The 16,506-nt window shown below is 69.1% G+C and carries 21 protein-coding genes; 9 read left to right on the top strand and 12 right to left on the bottom strand.

Going from position 1 to position 16,506, the window contains the following annotated elements; translation table 11 throughout:
• Positions 1-31 precede the first annotated feature (31 nt).
• A complete protein-coding gene (lepB, locus tag ACQPYK_RS46110; protein ID WP_433246926.1) occupies positions 32-844 on the bottom strand; it encodes a signal peptidase I in 813 nt (270 codons plus the stop codon).
• 209 nt (positions 845-1,053) lie between these two features.
• Positions 1,054-1,275, bottom strand: a complete 222-nt coding sequence (locus ACQPYK_RS46105; RefSeq protein ID WP_433246922.1) for a hypothetical protein — start codon at positions 1,273-1,275, stop codon at positions 1,054-1,056.
• A 424-nt stretch (positions 1,276-1,699) separates the two neighbouring features.
• On the opposite strand from ACQPYK_RS46105, the gene ACQPYK_RS46100 reads away from it, so the two are divergent.
• Entirely contained in the window at positions 1,700-1,831 is a 132-nt protein-coding gene (locus ACQPYK_RS46100; RefSeq protein ID WP_433246919.1) for a hypothetical protein, read from the top strand.
• Here ACQPYK_RS46100 and ACQPYK_RS46095 read toward each other — a convergent pair.
• The 3 genes from ACQPYK_RS46095 to ACQPYK_RS46085 form a co-directional block, all read right to left on the bottom strand.
• On the bottom strand, positions 1,821-2,525 hold the full coding sequence (locus tag ACQPYK_RS46095) for a phosphatase PAP2 family protein (protein ID WP_433246916.1): 705 nt from the start codon (positions 2,523-2,525) through the stop codon (positions 1,821-1,823). The two genes, ACQPYK_RS46100 and ACQPYK_RS46095, sit on opposite strands and share 11 nt — an antisense overlap.
• 10 nt (positions 2,526-2,535) lie before the next feature.
• Positions 2,536-3,213 carry a phosphatase PAP2 family protein gene (locus ACQPYK_RS46090; protein WP_433246913.1) on the bottom strand — a complete coding sequence of 226 codons (678 nt, stop codon included), beginning with the start codon at positions 3,211-3,213 and terminating at the stop codon, positions 2,536-2,538.
• A 153-nt stretch (positions 3,214-3,366) separates the two neighbouring features.
• On the bottom strand, positions 3,367-3,750 hold the full coding sequence (locus tag ACQPYK_RS46085; protein ID WP_433246910.1) for a hypothetical protein: 384 nt from the start codon (positions 3,748-3,750) through the stop codon (positions 3,367-3,369).
• A 183-nt stretch (positions 3,751-3,933) separates the two neighbouring features.
• Here ACQPYK_RS46085 and ACQPYK_RS46080 point away from each other — a divergent pair, with 183 nt between their 5' ends.
• From ACQPYK_RS46080 to ACQPYK_RS46060, 5 genes are read left to right on the top strand one after another with little or no spacing between them, the layout of a single operon-like run.
• Complete coding sequence (locus ACQPYK_RS46080; RefSeq protein ID WP_433246907.1) at positions 3,934-4,404, top strand: GAF domain-containing protein; 471 nt, start codon at positions 3,934-3,936, stop codon at positions 4,402-4,404.
• Positions 4,405-4,449: 45 nt separating this feature from the next.
• Positions 4,450-5,157, top strand: a complete 708-nt coding sequence (locus ACQPYK_RS46075) for a GAF and ANTAR domain-containing protein (protein WP_433246904.1) — start codon at positions 4,450-4,452, stop codon at positions 5,155-5,157.
• A complete protein-coding gene (locus ACQPYK_RS46070) occupies positions 5,148-5,495 on the top strand; it encodes an STAS domain-containing protein (protein WP_433259112.1) in 348 nt (115 codons plus the stop codon). Before ACQPYK_RS46075 ends, ACQPYK_RS46070 begins: the two co-directional genes overlap by 10 nt.
• Before the next feature lie 11 nt (positions 5,496-5,506).
• Positions 5,507-6,574 carry a quinone-dependent dihydroorotate dehydrogenase gene (locus tag ACQPYK_RS46065; RefSeq protein ID WP_433246901.1) on the top strand — a complete coding sequence of 356 codons (1,068 nt, stop codon included), beginning with the start codon at positions 5,507-5,509 and terminating at the stop codon, positions 6,572-6,574.
• 39 nt (positions 6,575-6,613) lie between these two features.
• On the top strand, positions 6,614-6,817 hold the full coding sequence (locus tag ACQPYK_RS46060; protein WP_433246898.1) for a heavy-metal-associated domain-containing protein: 204 nt from the start codon (positions 6,614-6,616) through the stop codon (positions 6,815-6,817).
• A 176-nt stretch (positions 6,818-6,993) separates the two neighbouring features.
• Here the strand turns inward: ACQPYK_RS46060 and ACQPYK_RS46055 are convergent, their stop codons facing one another.
• The 4 genes from ACQPYK_RS46055 to ACQPYK_RS46040 form a co-directional block, all read right to left on the bottom strand.
• Positions 6,994-8,631 (bottom strand): beta-N-acetylhexosaminidase, encoded by a 1,638-nt coding sequence (locus ACQPYK_RS46055; protein ID WP_433246895.1) that lies wholly within the window; start codon positions 8,629-8,631, stop codon positions 6,994-6,996.
• A 35-nt stretch (positions 8,632-8,666) separates the two neighbouring features.
• Positions 8,667-9,530: an N-acetylmuramoyl-L-alanine amidase gene (locus ACQPYK_RS46050; RefSeq protein ID WP_433246892.1), complete on the bottom strand. Its 864-nt coding sequence runs from the start codon at positions 9,528-9,530 to the stop codon at positions 8,667-8,669.
• Between the two features lie 69 nt (positions 9,531-9,599).
• Entirely contained in the window at positions 9,600-9,848 is a 249-nt protein-coding gene (locus ACQPYK_RS46045; RefSeq protein ID WP_433246889.1) for a hypothetical protein, read from the bottom strand.
• Between the two features lie 120 nt (positions 9,849-9,968).
• Positions 9,969-11,054, bottom strand: a complete 1,086-nt coding sequence (locus ACQPYK_RS46040) for a LacI family DNA-binding transcriptional regulator (protein ID WP_433246886.1) — start codon at positions 11,052-11,054, stop codon at positions 9,969-9,971.
• A 135-nt stretch (positions 11,055-11,189) separates the two neighbouring features.
• Here ACQPYK_RS46040 and ACQPYK_RS46035 point away from each other — a divergent pair, with 135 nt between their 5' ends.
• On the top strand, positions 11,190-11,879 hold the full coding sequence (locus ACQPYK_RS46035) for a TetR/AcrR family transcriptional regulator (protein ID WP_433246883.1): 690 nt from the start codon (positions 11,190-11,192) through the stop codon (positions 11,877-11,879).
• A 159-nt stretch (positions 11,880-12,038) separates the two neighbouring features.
• On the opposite strand, the gene bldC is transcribed toward ACQPYK_RS46035, so the two are convergent.
• Both bldC and ACQPYK_RS46025 read right to left on the bottom strand, forming a co-directional pair.
• Positions 12,039-12,242, bottom strand: coding sequence for a developmental transcriptional regulator BldC (bldC, locus tag ACQPYK_RS46030; RefSeq protein WP_013133571.1), 204 nt, complete (start codon positions 12,240-12,242; stop codon positions 12,039-12,041).
• A gap of 319 nt (positions 12,243-12,561) precedes the next feature.
• Positions 12,562-13,419 (bottom strand): hypothetical protein, encoded by an 858-nt coding sequence (locus ACQPYK_RS46025; protein ID WP_433246880.1) that lies wholly within the window; start codon positions 13,417-13,419, stop codon positions 12,562-12,564.
• A gap of 190 nt (positions 13,420-13,609) precedes the next feature.
• Between ACQPYK_RS46025 and ACQPYK_RS46020 the strand changes: the two genes are divergently transcribed.
• Both ACQPYK_RS46020 and ACQPYK_RS46015 read left to right on the top strand, forming a co-directional pair.
• Positions 13,610-14,713 (top strand): Glu/Leu/Phe/Val family dehydrogenase, encoded by a 1,104-nt coding sequence (locus tag ACQPYK_RS46020; RefSeq protein ID WP_433246877.1) that lies wholly within the window; start codon positions 13,610-13,612, stop codon positions 14,711-14,713.
• Positions 14,714-14,863: 150 nt separating this feature from the next.
• Entirely contained in the window at positions 14,864-15,097 is a 234-nt protein-coding gene (locus tag ACQPYK_RS46015) for a DUF3073 domain-containing protein (protein ID WP_433246874.1), read from the top strand.
• Between the two features lie 371 nt (positions 15,098-15,468).
• On the opposite strand, the gene purM is transcribed toward ACQPYK_RS46015, so the two are convergent.
• Positions 15,469-16,494 carry a phosphoribosylformylglycinamidine cyclo-ligase gene (purM, locus tag ACQPYK_RS46010; RefSeq protein WP_433246871.1) on the bottom strand — a complete coding sequence of 342 codons (1,026 nt, stop codon included), beginning with the start codon at positions 16,492-16,494 and terminating at the stop codon, positions 15,469-15,471.
• Positions 16,495-16,506: the final 12 nt, after the last annotated feature.

Raw genomic sequence — 16,506 nt, 5'->3', positions numbered from 1 at the left:
GGGTCGGGAGGAAGCCGGTCTCCGACGGCCGTCAGGCTCGCTTCAGGAGCCGGCGTCGCCGCCAGAGCACCAGGGGCACCGCGCCGGCGACGCCGAGAGCGAGTGGGGCCTGGGGGGCGATCGCCGCGGCGACCTTCAGCGCCGGCTGGGTGAAGGTCTCGGGGATCGGGAGCGTGGTGGCGCGGGAGAAGGGCCACACGATCACGAAGGCGCGGCCGATGACCTGCTCGGCCGGGATGGTGCCACCTCCCGGGTCGCCCTGGTGCATGCGGGAGTCGTAGGACACCGAGCGGTGGTCGCCCATCACCCAGAGCCGTCCCTCCGGCACCTTGATCTCGAACGACTGGGCCGACGGCTTGTCGCCGGGGTAGAGGTAGCTCTCCTCCTCCAGCGGGATCCCGTTGACCGTGACGCGGCCCTTGGCGTCGCAGCACTTCACGGTGTCGCCCGGCACGCCGATGACCCGCTTGATGTAGTCCTTCTCGCCGGGCACGACGCCGAAGACGGTGCCGGCCCACTGGAAGAACGCCGCGACCGGGTTGGACGGCTCCTCGATGTCGACCTCGCCCTTCCAGGAGTCGACTCCGGAGAAGACCACCACGTCGCCGCGTTCGATGTCGCGGGTGTAGTAGACGAGCTTGTTGACCAGGACCCGGTCGTTGATCAGGAGCGTGTTCTCCATCGACTCCGACGGGATGTAGAACGCTTGGATGACGAAGCTCTTGATCAGCAACGCGAGCAGAAGAGAGACCACGACCAGGAGGGGGAACTCCAGCCAGAACGAGCGCTTCTTCTTCTTGCTGCTCTTGGCCGACTGCTCGATGTCTTCCGCGACCACGTGCACCTCGTCCTCGGGGGGCGGCGTACGCCGTAGCCCGGTCTTCGCATAGTCAACGCTGTCGAGCCTAAATCATTCCCATCGCCGGCACCCCCCGTTGGGGCGGTCGGATGCCATGACGGCGTCCCCGGCACGTCGACGGCGGCCCGGTGCCGGGGGCCGGGGCGCCGTCGGGGTACCGGGACGGCCGGGACGGCTCGCCCGGTCGTGCTCGTTCAGGCCCGCACCATCGCGGCCGGGATCTGGCCGGAGGGAAGGCGTTCATCCTGCGGCTGCTGCTGCGCGCGCGTGTCGGGCGCGGCGGCCTCGGCGGCGGGCGGGCAGGTGCAGTATCCGTTGGTCACGATCAGGCGGCCTCGCTGCGCCGTGTAGGTGCGGGAGTCGGTCGCGAGGAGAACACCTGAGCAGGTATGGCACACGATGGACTGGGGATCCATGGGACGGCTTCCTTTCCGGGGGATAGCCGTCGAACACCGCTGGGTCCGGCCGGCTGGGCTGCTGCTGCCCTAAAGAGAAGACTGCAATCTCCCTATGGGCCTTCTATCTTACTTTATGGCGCAAAGTAGTCATTGAATTGCAGACGGTGATATGCGAGCAGGCTTGCCTCCCCTGAATGTAGCCCGACATGGGCCGGACATGATCTAAAACCGGATGGGAAATGAAGGAAAGCGCTCTCAGTTTTCCCGGCCGCCCGAATTCGAGTGACGAGAAACACATCAGCGCCTTTTGGTGATCAATTGCGGAATGTACTGCCATCGCCGCCCGCCGCCGTGTCGCCCCCGCTGCGTCGCCTCGATCGCCTGCCGTGTCGCCCCCCGCCGCCTCTGGCGGCGAGGCGGCGAAACGAACTAGAGTTCGGATGTGAAGCCAGTCTTACTTCTCATCGACGTCCAGTGCAACATGCTCCTCCCCCCGGAGCCGGTGCCCGGCGCGCAAGAGGTGTCCGCGGCGGGGACGAAGATCCTCGACCTGGAGGAGGTCGCTATGCCGTGACCTTCTCCGGCAGCACGGACCGCTCTCCGGCCATCGGGCGTCGCCGCAGCAACGCGTTGGCGGCCACCGCGATGCACACCAGACCGAGCAGGAACCCCCAGCTCACATCGCTCAGGTGGTGCATGCCGCGATACATGCGGGAGTAGGCGATTCCCACGGGGACGCCCAGGCCGACGATCCACCACAGCACATTGAGGATCGTGTGGCGGTGGGTGTGCAGGGTCAACACCAGTGCGACGCCGCAGTAGAAGGCGACGGCGGCGCTGGTGTGCCCCGAGGGGAAGCTGGAGGTGGGCGGAGCGGGGTCGAGGTGCTCGACCGTGGGCCGCTTGCGCTCGGCGAAGACGGTGGCCAGCAGGAAGATGGCCGACTGCGAGAAGACCGCCAGAGCCAGGAAGACCGACTCGTTCCAGCGCTTGAACGCCAGGCGGAAGACGACGAAGAGCAGCGCGGTGCCCGCGATGATCACCGGGGTGTCCGACAGGTTGGACACCACGTCCGTGACGGAGCTCCAGAAAGTCGTCCGCCCGTGGGCCATCTGCGCGTTGACCCCCTCGTCGTTCGCCATGAGGGTGGTCGTCTGCAGGACTTTGGTGATGAGCAGCCCGACGCCGATCGTCAGGGCGGCCATGATCACCAGTGGCAGCAGGATGAGGCGGGCCACGCCCTTGAAATCGACCGACATTTTAGACATGGCGCGCGAGCTACCCTGAATTACCCTCTCGGAACGTCTCGGGTTCGACGCCTTCCTTGTACGGCTCGGCCGGCCTGCGGCCCTCGTCCCGGCGCCAGCTCTCGAATCCCGCGGCGGTTCCCGCGACCACCACGACGCCCAGCGCGATCCCCGCCACCACGTCACTGAACCAGTGGACACCCAGCGCGACCCGGGTGTAGGCGACGAAGAGAGCGATGACCGCCGCGACGGACCAGGCGACGATCCGGGCGGGCCACCCCCTCAGGTAGGGCAGCAGCATGAGCACCAGGACGCACGTGCCCGTCGCCGCGGCCATCGCGTGCCCGGAGGGGAAGGAGGCGCCCGGCGCCCACGAGACCGGATCCGGCAGGGCGGGCCGCGCCCGGTGGACGATCTCCTTGACGGCCAGGTTCAGCAGACCGCTGGCCGTGATCGTGAGGACCGCCCAGACCGCCAGGCGCCGCGCTCCCCGCCACCAGAACCAGATCGCCGCCGCCACCACCAGGACGCGCCACGTCGTCGGCCCGAACACCTCCGTCGCCACGGTGAGGAAGTGCGGGTAACCGGGATTGGCCAGCGCGTAGGCATGGAGCCGCCCGGCCACGCCCTCGTCGAAGTCGTTGAGCGGCGCGAAGGAGGACATGACGAACACCAGCAACAGGATGAACGGCACCGAGAACAGTGCCACGGCGATCACCGCGAATGTGAGCCGTACACCCAGCCGGCGGTCCGAGTTCTGATGACCGGGACGATCGAGTAACCTGACCATCGTTTACCGCTACCCGATGACAGGCGGTCACACCTCGCCGGCGGGCTGATCTCCGGGCGGCGTGGCCGCTCTTCAAGCGGCGTGCCGGCTCTCGCGTCGGGTGGTCCAGCGCAACACGTCGCAGTGCCGCCGCTCGGCCTCGGCGAGGGCGGCCTCGTCGGTGTAGGAGTCGAGCACGGCCCGCAGGTAGGGCATCTGCTCTGCGACGTCGGCCCACGCCTGGACGGGGTCGTCGAAGCCCAGCTCGATCAGCGCGTCCAGATGCGCGGCGTAGGCCGTCCACCACTGACGGCTCAGCTCGGCCAGAAAGCCGCCCAGACCCCCGAATTCCCGCTGGATCTCGGACTCCCACCAGAGCGGTACGGTGGTGTCGCCGGTCTCCGCCATATCGCGGAGCACGACATGCACCAGAGTGCGACGCCGACGGACGGTGGCGGAACGTGACAAAATGTTCATGTTCTTACCCTGTCGTTCCCGGCTTGCCGAACGCTTAACGATCTATTGACGGCGATGTACGGCCTCAGCGCGACAAGCGAGATCGAGAACCGCTTGGCCGGAGTCGTCGCACACCACTAGTCTTAAACCGCAGTTCATTCCGCCTTGCGTCCGCGGAGCTACCTCAACGCGGAGGAAGCCCTCATGGCCCAAGGTGTCGAATTCTCACAACTGGTCGACCGCACTCTGGATGCCCTCGCGGACGTTCTCGGCACCGACGGGGCGGCCCTGATGCTGATCGACGACCACGATCGGTTACGCGCGGTCGCCGGCTCCGACGACGACGGCCGGCGGCTCGAACTGGCACAGGAGCGGACCGGCTCCGGACCGGCGGTGGAGACCCTGGTCCATGGCGCCGACGTCGTGGTCGACGACCTCCACGCCGCCCGTCCCCTCGGCTTCCCGGGGATGGCCGCCCAGGTCTCCGGGGTGCACGCCGTGCTCTCGGTGCCGTTGCGCGCGGACGATCGGCTGATCGGCATCCTGAATTTCTACGATCGGACCAGCCATGAATGGCAGCCCGCGAAAGTCCGGGCGGGAGAGCGCCTCGGCGAGCTCATGGTGATCGTCCTCCAGACCCTCGCCCATAAGCTCCTCATTCCCGGGCAGTCGTAGTGAGCAAGTCAAGTAATCAGGACGACGCTGAAAGGCGCCCCACATATGACGCACATTGACCCGGAAGCGCTGGTCGCCAGCCTAAGACGGCTCCAGACGACCTCTCCCGAGACAGGCATAGTCCACCAGCTCGAGCGGGCCGTTGACGTCGTGAACACGTTGTTCGGCTATTCGGGCGCGGGTCTGATGTTCGCGGAAGAGGGGAAAGACCTGCGCTACTTGGTCACCACCGACGACCGGGGGCGCAGCCTTGAGGGCGCCCAGCTTCATCTCGGCCAGGGTCCGTGTGTGTCCGCCTACGAAGAGAACGCCCCGGTCACCTCCTCCGACGTGCGGGTCGATCCCCGCTGGCCCAAGCTCGCCGACCGGCTTCACCTCGAGGTGCGGGCGGTCGCCGGAGTGCCCGTACGGCTTGGCGGGGACCCGGTGGGCACGTTGAACGTCTACCAGTCCGAACCCTACGAATGGGATGAGTCGGATATCCAGGCCCTCAAGGCCTACGCCGACGTGATCGAGCAGCTCCTCACCGCGGCGATGGCCGCCGAGGAGAAGAGCGCGCTGGCCGACCAGCTCCAATACGCCCTCGACTACCGAGTGGTCATCGAGCGCGCCGTCGGCTACCTGATGGGCAAGCACGACCTGACCGCGGCGCAGGCCTTCACCGGCCTGCGCAAGCAGGCCAGGGACAGTCGCCGCAGGGTGGCCGACCTCGCGGCCGAGGTGCTCGGCGAAGGGGCCGGCGAATTACGCTGATCGTCCTCACCTCGTCGGCGGCCGGTAACGACGGCACCGAGATCTCCGTCCACGGCGATCTCGACGTCGCCGCCGGCCCCGAGCTGCGACGTGTCATGGGCGCCCTCACCTCGGCCGAGGTGAGGCTCGACCTGGCCCACGTGGGCTTTCTCGACTGCGCCGGCGTCCGGACCCTGTTGTGGGCGGACGAGCACGTGCGCGGCCGGGGTGGCGTGCTGGTCATCGGCCGCCCTCCGGACCCGGTGCTCCGCCTGCTGCGGCTGCTCCGGTTCGACCGGCACCTGCTGATCCGACCCGCCGGTACGGCCGAGGCGAACCCCGCGCCGCCGGGGGACTAACCTGATCGGTGATGTATCGATTCGTGTTCACGCAGGTCCTCAGCCGCTTCGACCCGGAGGATGTGCACCATCTGACGGTCGGCGCGCTCCGCCTTCTCTCGGTGACGCCCGTGGTCAAGCGGCTCGTCCACCGCCGCCTCGCGCCGCGCGACCCCGCCCTGCGCGTGCAGGCCTTCGGCGTGCACTTCCCCGGCCCGTTCGGGCTGGCGGCGGGTTTCGACAAGGACGCCGCCTGCGTGGAGGCCATGTCCGCGCTCGGTTTCAGCCACGTCGAGGTCGGCACGATCACCGCGCACGCCCAGCCGGGCAACGCCAGGCCCCGATTGTTCCGCCTGGCCTCGGATCGGGCGATCATCAACCGGATGGGCTTCAACAACGCCGGCGCGAGCGCCGCCGCCCGGGTGCTGCGCAGACCTCGCGGCGTTCCGGCGATCGTCGGCGTCAACATCGGCAAGACCAAGGTCGTGCCCGAGTCCGAGGCCGTCCACGACTACGTGGCCAGTGCCAAGGAACTGGCCCCGCTGGCCGACTACCTGGTCGTCAACGTCAGCTCACCGAACACCCCGGGCCTGCGCGATCTTCAGGCCGTCGAGCTGCTGCGCCCGCTGCTCAGGGCGGTCAAGGAGGTCGCCGACGGCACCCCCAAGCGCACCCCGCTGCTGGTCAAGATCGCTCCCGATCTGGCCGACACCGACGTCGACGCGGTCGCCGACCTGGCTCTTGAGCTCGGTCTCGACGGCATCATCGCGACCAACACCACGATCAGCCGCGAGGGCGTCTCCAGCACCGAGACCGGCGGTCTGTCCGGGCGCCCGCTGAAGGCCCGCTCGCTGGAGGTGCTACGCAGGCTGCGCGCCCGGGTGGGCGACCGCCTGGTGCTCGTCTCCGTCGGCGGCGTCGAGAACGTGGACGACGTCTGGGAGCGCCTGCTCGCCGGAGCCACCCTGGTCCAGGGCTACAGTGCGCTGATCTACGAGGGACCCCTGTGGGCCCACCGCATCCACCGCGGACTCGCCCGCCGCCTGCGCCGTCACGGTGCCGCCGACCTGCGCGAAATCATCGGCCGCACGGCGACCTGAGTAATACCCTGGGTGGGTAATCTCGGCATTGGAGGCGCGATGAGCGTGATCACATACACCGTCACCGGCATGACCTGCGGCCACTGCGTGAGCTCGGTCAAGGAAGAGGTCGGCGAGGTCCCCGGCGTCACCGGGGTGGACGTCGACCTGGAGAGCGGCCGGGTGGACGTCTCCGGCGACTCTCCGGACGCCGCCGCCGTCCGCGCGGCCATCAGGGAAGCCGGCTACGAGGTGGCCGGCTGACCCGGACTCGTTTCGTACGGCGGCGCCGCGGCCGCCGGTTTCGTACGGCGGCGCCGCGGGGAGCCCGCCGACCGCCGGGGCCGTGAGGCGAACCGTCCGGCCCCTCCCGGTCCGCCCGGTCGTTCGAGGCCGGGCGGACCGGGAGGGTCGAGAGGACCGGGAGGATCAGGAGGACCTCACACGCTGGGCCGGGTGGAGTCGGCGAGGTGGGTCAGCTCCTCCAGGTGCTTCATGCTCTTGTCCACCCTGACGGCTCCCGGGCGATGGCGGCGGTGGCCGGCCCCGCCGAGCTGCCAGGGGCGCGGGCCGGCCGGTGGGCGATACTCGACCCCCAGCGCGTCCAGGCGGCCCAGGTGTCCTTCGAGCCGGGACGCGAACTCCGGACCGGCCGCGCCGGACCATGCGACCTCGGCCAGCGCGCAGCCCCGCGGCCAGGCGCGGTAGTCCACCGCCCGGCCGTCGGGCAGGCGCTCGCTCCACAGCTGGAACTGCGCTCCCAGCACCCGCGCCCGCTGCTCGGCCGTCCACGACTCCGGCGCCGGGGAGAACGCCGCGACGTCCGACACGGTGATCGCGTCGCCGATGGCGATCGGCTCCTCCTCCGACGCGGCCTCGGCGTAGTCGAAGTAGAGCGGGAAGACGGGTGTCTGCACCACGTCGTGCCCGGCCTCGGCGGCGCGCCGGGCCACCCCCGTCCCGCGCCACGGCATCACGATCGTGTCCGGTCGCAGCATGCCGCTGACGAACGCCTCGTCCCAGACGACCGCCCGGCTGCCCCGCTCGGCCAGCACGTCCGCCAGGCGCCGTAGGAACCAGGCGTGCAGATCGCTCGGGCCCTCCAGCCCGAGCTCCTCCTGGAACGCGACGATCTCCGGCGCGGCGGCCCAGTCGTCGAGCACGCACTCATCCCCGCCGACGTGCACGTACGGCGTCTCGCCCAGTGCCCCGAGCATCTCGTCGATCACCGCGGTGAGGAAGTCGATCGTCGGCGGGAGAGGGGACAGGATCGCGGGGGAGATGCCCCACCGGTCCAGCACGGGGAACGGCTCGGGCGTCCGGCCACCCGTGGCCCGCGCGTCGAGCGACGGATAGGCCGCGAGGATCGCCGAGGCGTGTCCCGGCACGTCGATCTCGGGCACGATCGTCACGGCCCGGGCCCGGGCGTAGGCGGCGATCTCCGTGAGGTCGTCCAGCGTGTAGTAGCCGCCGTGTGGCACCTCGTCGTAGGCAGGCTCTTCCCCGTAGTAGCTGATGATCGTGCGCGGCCGGTGCGAGGCCACCTCGTGCAGCCTGGGGGCGACCCGGCTCTCGACCCGCCAGCCCTGGTCGTCCACCAGGTGCAGGTGGAGCCGGTTCAGCTTGTGCACCGCCATGACGTCGACCATCCGGAGCACCTCGCGTTTGGGCATGAAGTGCCGTGCCACGTCGAGATGGACCCCGCGCCAGGGGAATCGGGGCGCGTCCTCCACCCGGCCGCACGGAACGGTCCAGCCGGGCCCGGCGACCGTCCGGAACGCCCCTTGGGGAAGCATCTGCCGCAGAGTCTGGCCCGCGTAGAAGGCCCCCGCCCGGTCCGCGGCCGCGATCCGCACGCCTTCGGCGGTCACCTCCAGCGTGTACGCCTCCGAGCCCAGCGACGCGTCCCGTTCCACCACGACCGCTCCCGCCTCCGCGGGGCGCAGGTCCAGCGTGGCCAGTGCGAGCCGTACCCCGTCCACCAACTCGGCGGGACCGGAGACGGACGCGCCGGGAGAGAGCTCGAAGGATCCACCGGCAGGCTCGAAGATGACAGGAAGCGGCAGGAGGTCAGTCATGCCTCAGATCATGCCAAGCCAGCCCAGACCACGCATTACTTGAGGTAATTCTGCATTCCATCAGCGAGGGAGAGGGCCATCTTCTGCCGGAACGCCGGATCCTGGAACTTGGCCGCGTCGCCCGCGTTCCGCATGTTGCCGCACTCGACGAAGATCTTCGGAACGGTGGAGAGGTTGAGGCCGCCGAGGTCGTCGCGGAAGCTCAGGGCCTTGCTGCCGACGTAGGTGGAGTACGGCATGCCGGCGACGGACTTGATGGAGGCGCGAACGGCGAGACCGAGCTTCCTGGAGGCGTCCACCACCGGGTCGACCGGGCCGTTGATCTTCTTGGGCATGATCACGTGGAAGCCGTGGCCGGACGCGCTCGCCCCGTCGGCGTGGACCGAGATGGCGGCGTCCGCCTTGGCCTTGTTGCCGATCGCCGCCCGCTCGGTGATGCACGGGCCCACACCGGAGTTGTCGTGGCGGGTCAGCTTCACCGTCGCGCCCCGGTCCCGGAGGATCTTGACCAGGCGCTGGGAGACGTCCCAGGTGAAAGCGGCCTCGCTGTAGCCGCTGTTGGTGGCGGTGCCCGTGGTGTCGCAGGCCTTCCACTGGGTCAGGACGTTGACCTGCTTGTTGATCTTCGAGGGGTGTTTGTAGTTGAGCCCGTTGTGGCCGGGATCGACGACCACGACCTTGCCGCTGAGCGGCTTGGCGAGCGGCTTGGCCGCGAGGCTCTTGCCCGCCGTCGGGCTGGAGCCGGTGGCCAGAACCGCCGGGGTCGCCTGGGTCGCCGTTCGGGAGGCGGGCTCTTCGTTCCGGGCCGAGCCCGCGGTGGCGCCGCCCGCGGTGTTACCGCAGGCGGCGGCGCTCAGACCGCACAACACAAGGGCCGCCGCGAATGCTTTGCTGGTCACGCTCATCCCCCTCGAAGGAATCCGTCAACCACCCAACCTACGTGGCCCGGCGTCGTGACTCAGCCGTTATCACCAGACGTGTTCCCCCGCCTCCTGCTTCTGCAGGAGCGAGGCGAGCTCCCTGGCGTCCTCGGCGTCCAGTCCCAGGACCACGCGTGGACGCCCCCATGGATGGTCGATCGAATGGGCCACGTAACTCGCCACGGACTCGGCCCCGGCGTCCCCGCTGCGGCCTCGGGTGGCCCGCCAGTGCGCCCACGCCCGCTCGAGCTCGGCGGCCGCGCGCTGGGCGCATGACACCAGTTCTGGATCACGCATTGTTACCCCCTCGTCATGCCAGAGTCAACACCAGGGCTCCGTCGTCCCCTCGATGGTTGACCTGAACTTGACGAGTCCTATGACCCGCCTGGGCGTTGTGCAACGCTCCAGGCGGGTTCTTCAGCCCTGCGCGGGGCCCGTGCTGCGCCGTACGACGAGCTCGGGGGTGACCTGCCGCAGGCGCGAGGTCTTGCCGGGATCGCCGATCCGGTCGCTGAGCAGCGCCGCGGCCGAGCGCCCCATGGCACGGCGGGGCTGATCGACGGTGGTCAGCGAGATCGGCTGGGACGCCGCGAGGTGGGTGTTGTCGTAACCGATTACAGATAGGTCCTCGGGCACCCGTAGACCCAGCTCGGCCGCCGCGGAGAGCACTCCTATGGCGACCGCGTCGTCGGCGGCGAAGATCGCGGTGGGCCGTGGGTCGCGGCCGAGCAGGCTCCGCGCGGCCCCCGCGCCGCCCTCCTCGGTGCAGTCGCCCTGCTCGACCATGATGTACGGCGCCAGTGCGTGCCTGCGCATCGCCACGAGGTAGCCCTCGCACCGGAACCGTCCCGAAGAGGAACGGCTGCCCTCGATGTGGGCTATCCGGCGGTGACCGAGCCCCACGAGGTGGTCGATCGCCAGGCGGGCGCCGAGCTGGTCGTCGTCCACGACGATGTCCACGCCCCCGAGATCGATGTCGCGCTCGCCCACCACGACCGTCGGCGTGTAGCCGGTGGCCTCGATGAGCGTTTCGCTGGTGGGCGCGATGCCGAGCAGGACGAGCCCGTCGACCCGCAGTTCCAGGAACGCCTCGACCGCCTCGTCCTCGAAGGCCGGATCCCATTGGCTGTTGCCGATGAGCAGTCGCAGCCCGTCGCCGTGCAGACTCTCCTGCAGGCCGTCCAGGAACTCGGCGTAGAACGGGTTGTGCAGGTCGGCGACGAGCGCCCCGACCAGGTGGGTGCGGCCTTCGACCAGGCTGCGCGCGACCGCGTTGGGCCGGTAGCCGAGTTCTCTGGCCGCCTGTAGTACGGCTTGCCTGCGATGCTCGCTGACGTGCGGCGAACCGCGTAGAACGAGCGATACCAGCGATTTGGAGACACCGGCCCGCTCGGCCACGTTGCGGATCGTGGGCCGTGGGCGTGGGCCGCAGCCGTCCGATGAGACGGGCTCGGCGAACCCGCGGGCTCGGGTGACGGTGGTGTTGACCGGTGGTCCTGACATGGCTCTCCCCCGGGATGGTGGATGGGCACCTGTCACTCAAAACGATCGAGTTCCTAATGGGGTACGGGTTCCACCCAAGGGAACTCCGATCTTGACGGCACCGCCGTCCGGATCGACTCCGATAGTGTGCGGACTGTGGGTTCGACATCCGAAGCCGCCAAGCAGGACAAACCTGCGGCGGAGGGCGCGCGACCGGCGCGGCGCAGACTCAGCGTGGACCGGCGTCGTGAGGAGCTCATGGCCGCGGCCCTGGAGCTGTTCAGCAAGCGAGACGCCGAGGACGTCTCCATCGACGACGTGGCCTCGGCGGCCGGAGCGTCGCGAGCCCTGGTCTATCACTATTTCGGCGGCAAGCAGGAGCTCTACGTCGCCGCGTTGAGGAGCGCCGCCGCCCAGCTCGAGGCGAGGCTGCAACCCGTTGACGGCGGTCGCCCGCTCGACGAGCTCGCCGGGGGACTGACGCGTTACTTCGACTTCGTCGAGGAGCACGCGGCGGGCTTCGCCGCGCTGCTCAAGGGCGGCCCCGCCAACCGCAGCGGCGAGATCGGCGAGATCGTCGACAGCGTCCGGCACCGCCTGTTCCGCCTGATCATGAAACAGATGCGGGTTCACGAGCCGAGGCCCGTGCTGCGCATCACCCTGCGTTCGTGGATCGCGTCCGTGGAGACGGCCGGCCTCGACTGGCTGGAGCATCGGGACATCGAGCGGCCCAGGCTCGAAAGCATGCTGGTCGACCAGATGGTGGCGTTGCTCCGGGTGGCCGCCGACCGCGATCCCCAGGTCGAGCAGCTCCTGGGGGATCTGATCCGCGAACAGACGTCCTAGCCGCCCGCGGGTGCGGGAAGGGTCGAGGGGAGCCGTACGGAACCGTGCCGGGGCGGCGCCGGGCGGGCGACGCCGCTCCCCACAAACAACCCGTGTGGCCTACGCGCTCATGCGGTGAGCGCGCACTTGGTTCCCCCTAGGTCCGTGACGGCCCCCGTCTTACTCGGAGCGCTGCTGCGGAATCCCCGCGAGCAGCGCGCGAACCTCGGTCTCCCGGTAGCGGCGGTGTCCACCCAGGGTGCGGATGGACGTCAACTTGCCGGCCTTCGCCCACCGTGTAACGGTCTTGGGATCGACGCGGAACATGGTTGCGACCTCCGCCGGGGTGAGCAGCGGCTCTGCCTCGGGTGTACGAGCTGACATTTGTGCGGCCTCTCCTCCATGTGGACCGGCGACAGCGATCCTGCGACTTGACGCTTGTCACGGATGTCCCCTTATGGCCCCTTGCGTGCGGCTGTTCGGACCATATGCGGCATCACCCGATGTGACCATACAGCCACGTAGAGCGATTGGCGAGCCTTTGAGTGGCTCATCTCTCTTGTGCACCTGTTGTTGTCACGCTCGGTGATTCTAGCGACACGTTTCGTGGTATCGCAGTGAAAACGGCAAACTACTCAGTTCGTAGACGTGTCGCCGGTCATCGACCGAACTACTTATGCAGGTCAGAGGGATGATTTGCGACTCAGTTTGCTGATTCGAGAAGTTGTATTGATCTCCACCGGAGAATCACCCGCTGATACATGGCGAAGGCCAACTCTTCCTCGCCGGTTTCCAGACCCGTGAGAGCCGCCGCGATCTCCGCCACGGACTGGTCGGCCTGGAGCTTCTCGTCGTCCATGAGGTGGACGATCCCGCCGTAGTCGAGCTCGACCAGCGAGTGCGGGTGGAACTCCTCCAGCCAGCGCGCCACTTCCTCGACCTCGGCGGTCACCGGGACCTCGCCCACCTGTCTGCGGATGATCTGCAGGGCGCGGGCGCTGCGGCGCCGGGCGTGGGCCATGGAGGTGACGTAGATGAGGTTACGTGTGGTGGTCGCGCCCCCGGGACCCTGTGTCCCGTCGAGGACCAGCCAGCGTTCGTTGCCGTCGAAGGGGACGAACCACGACGTCGGAACGTGCCATGTCGAGGTCCGGATGTTGGTGCGCAGGGCGGCCGAGCCGCTGCGGCGCTTGAACCTGTCGAAGTCGTCGGCCGTCTGCTCGGCGACGGAGATCGGCACGAACCGCTCCATCAGCCTCACCGGAGTCGTCCCGCGGAAGCGCGAGAAGGCCAGCCACGATCTCAGCCTGCTCTGCCAGGGGCAGACGTAGAGCACGTCCTCCACGCGCCTGAGATAGGCGTTGGGGCTCTCCTGGGCGGGCGCCGGTGTGGGGGGAACCCCCAGGAGGCGGCGGACCGCCTCGCCGTGCTCGGCGTGGAGCGCGCTCGCGCGGCGGGGCCGGTCGGCCGCCTCGGCGTAGGCGGCCCACGAGACACGTTCCGACGGGGTGAACGCGGTCAGCGGTTCGTAGACGCGGAGGTACGCGGCATAGGGCAACACGACCGCATCGTGTCACGAAGGACCTGCTGTTGTCCGGTATCGACCCTGTGTGGGCCGTGGCGTCGCTTGTCGCGTCTCGGGTGCTGAGAACGAGCCGTTACTCCCATCGTTCCGTCCCGAGTTGTGGTTACGCTGAGAGTGATCTCCGCCGCGATGGAGCGGCGGACCTGAACGACCGGGAGTCACCACCGTGACCGACGTCTTCGGGCTGTCCCACAAGGACACCAGCCCCGCAAGCGGACAGGCCAAGCACGAGCAGGTCATCTTCTGCTCCGACGAACACAGCGGCCTCCACGCGATCATCGCGATCTACAACACCGCCCTCGGCCCGAGCCTCGGGGGCACCAGGTTCTACCCCTACGAGAGCGAGCAGGCGGCGCTGGCCGACGTGCTCAACCTCTCGCGGGCGATGGCCTACAAGAACGCCCTGGCCGGGCTCGACCTCGGCGGCGGCAAGGCCGTCATCATCGGCGACCCCGCGACGGACAAGAACGAGGCGCTGCTGCGCGCCTACGGCCGGTTCGTGCAGTCCCTGGGAGGCCGCTACTTCACCGCGTGTGACGTGGGCACCTACAGCGAGGACATGGACATCGTGGCCCGTGAGAGCTCCTACGTGACCGGCCGTACGGTGGCCAACGGCGGGGCGGGCGACTCGTCGATCCTGACCGCCTACGGTGTGTTCCAGGGCATGCGGGCCGCGGCGCAGCACGCCTACGGCGCGCCGGCGCTGCGCGGCAGGCGGGTGGGCGTCGAGGGCGTGGGCAAGGTGGGGCACCGCCTGGTCGACCACCTCGTCGAGGACGGCGCCGAAGTGGTGATCTGCGACGTCAGCGAGCAGGCGGTCGAGCGGGTCCGGCGGCGTCACCCCGGGGTGGAGGTCGTCGCCGACCAGACGGAGCTCACCGCGGCCGACATCGACGTCTACGCCCCCTGCGCGCTCGGCGGGGCGCTGGACGACGACACGGTCGCCCGACTGCGGGCCACGATCGTCTGCGGCGGGGCCAACAACCAGCTGGCCCACCCGGGCGTGGAGAAGGAGCTGGCCGATCGGGGCATCCTCTACGCGCCCGACTACGTGGTCAACTCCGGCGGCGTCATCCAGGTGGCGGACGAGATCCAGGGGTTCAACATGGAACGGGCCAAGGCAAAGGCGACGCAGATCTACGACACGACTCTCAAGATTTTTGCCGTGGCGGCGGAGGATGGCGTCCCCCCGGCTGTCGCAGCCGATAGGCTAGCCGAACGCAGAATGTCGGAAGTCGGGCGAATTAGGGGCATTTGGCTAGGCCACTAGCCCCTCACGCCCATACGGCGTACCGAGCCGGGCGTAAAACAGGTACGGTTGTAGTCGAACGAGAGCTGACGCCTCAAGTCAGGTGGCGTCAGTGCGTGGTGCGTTAGCGACGAGGGGTCGGGCACGACCCCACACGAGGGGGTCGAGCCAATGGGGCGCGGCCGAGCAAAGGCCAAGCAGGTCAAGGTTGCTCGCCAGCTGAAGTACAACAGCGGTGGCACTGATCTTGAGCGTCTTCGCGACGAGCTCGGAGTCAGAGACGACTCCAACCACAATGACGACGCCAACGACTCCTACGATGAACTGGCGGATCGGTACGCCGACTACGCCGATGACTTCGGTTCCGGAGGCGACCGGGACGAAGGGACGCCAGGCCGCCGCTAGGCGGACTTCAGGTTGAGCATGAGCAGGACACCCGGTGGCCGAAAGCCGCCGGGTGTTTTCTCCGCGCGCGTCAGTTCGTTGACAGCGCTCCGGTGATCCGGGGCGCTGTTCGGCATGTCCGAGGCGAGCCGCCCGGCCGGTGCCCGTGCGGCCAGGCCGCCCGGTATCCATGGCGGCTGCTCCGGCACCCGCGCGATCACTCCAGCCGGTGCCCGTGCGGCCGGTCCGGCGCCCGTGCGGCCAGGTCGGTCAGGGGCCGGGCCGGGAGCCGGACGCCGCCTCCGCCCTCCCGACCCCGACTCTGTCCCTCGGGCTCTCCGTCCAGCGGTAACGCCCGTCCAGCGGTAACGCCGTCTAGTGCTGACGCCCGTCTAGCGGTAACGCGCCCGGCCGGCGCCGGGGACGATCTCGCCGAGCACCCATGCCGGCAGGCCACGCTCTTCGAGCAGGGCCAGGGCCGGATCCACGGCGTCCGCGGGGACGATCGCCGCCATGCCCACACCCAGGTTGAAGGTGCGGTCCATGTCGGCCTGGGCCACCTTGCCGTGTCCCGCGAGCACCTCGAAAACGGCAGGCGGGGTCCAGGAGGAGCGGTCCAACAGGGCGTCCAGCGTCGGCGGCAGGGAGCGGGAGAGGTTGCCCTCCAGGCCTCCGCCGGTGATGTGCGCGTAGGCGTGGACGTCGAGCGAACGGGCCAGCTCCAGGCAGTCGAGAGAGTAGATCCGGGTCGGCTCCAGCAGCTCCTCGCCCAGGGTCCGGCCGAGCTCGTCGAGCTCGGCCTCCAGGGAGAGACCGGCGAGCTTGATGATGTGCCTAACCAGCGAGTAGCCGTTGGAGTGAACGCCGGAGGAGGCCAGCGCCAACACCACGTCACCCTCGCGGACCCGGTCCCGGCCGAGCATCCTGTCGGCCTCGACCACACCGGTGGCGGCGCCCGCGAGGTCGTACTCGTCGGCGCCCATGGCCCCGGGATGCTCGGCCGTCTCGCCGCCGACGAGGGCGCAGCCGGCCAGGCGGCAGCCCTCGGCGACGCCGCCCACGATCTCGGCGATCCGCTCGGGGACGACCTTCCCGCAGGCGATGTAGTCGGTCATGAACAGCGGTTCGGCGCCGCAGACCACCAGGTCGTCCACGACCATGCCGACCAGGTCGATGCCGATCGTGTCGTGCTTGCCGAGCGCCTGCGCCAGCATGACCTTGGTGCCGACCCCGTCGGTCGAGGTGGTCAGCAGCGGCCGCCTGTAGCTCAGCAGGGCCGAGGCGTCGAAGAGCCCGGCGAAGCCGCTGGCGTCGTCGATCACCTCGGGCCGCCGCGACCGCGCGACCTTCTCCTTCATCAGCTCGACGGCGCGCTCGCCCGCGTCGATGTCCACACCGGCAGCGGCGTAGCTGGTCATGCGTCCTCCTTC

The sequence above is a fragment of the Streptosporangium sp. CA-135522 genome (assembly GCF_050949235.1).
Classification (GTDB): domain Bacteria; phylum Actinomycetota; class Actinomycetes; order Streptosporangiales; family Streptosporangiaceae; genus Streptosporangium.
Note: the sequence above shows the minus strand (reverse complement) of the source record. Positions and strands in the feature narration are given on the sequence as shown.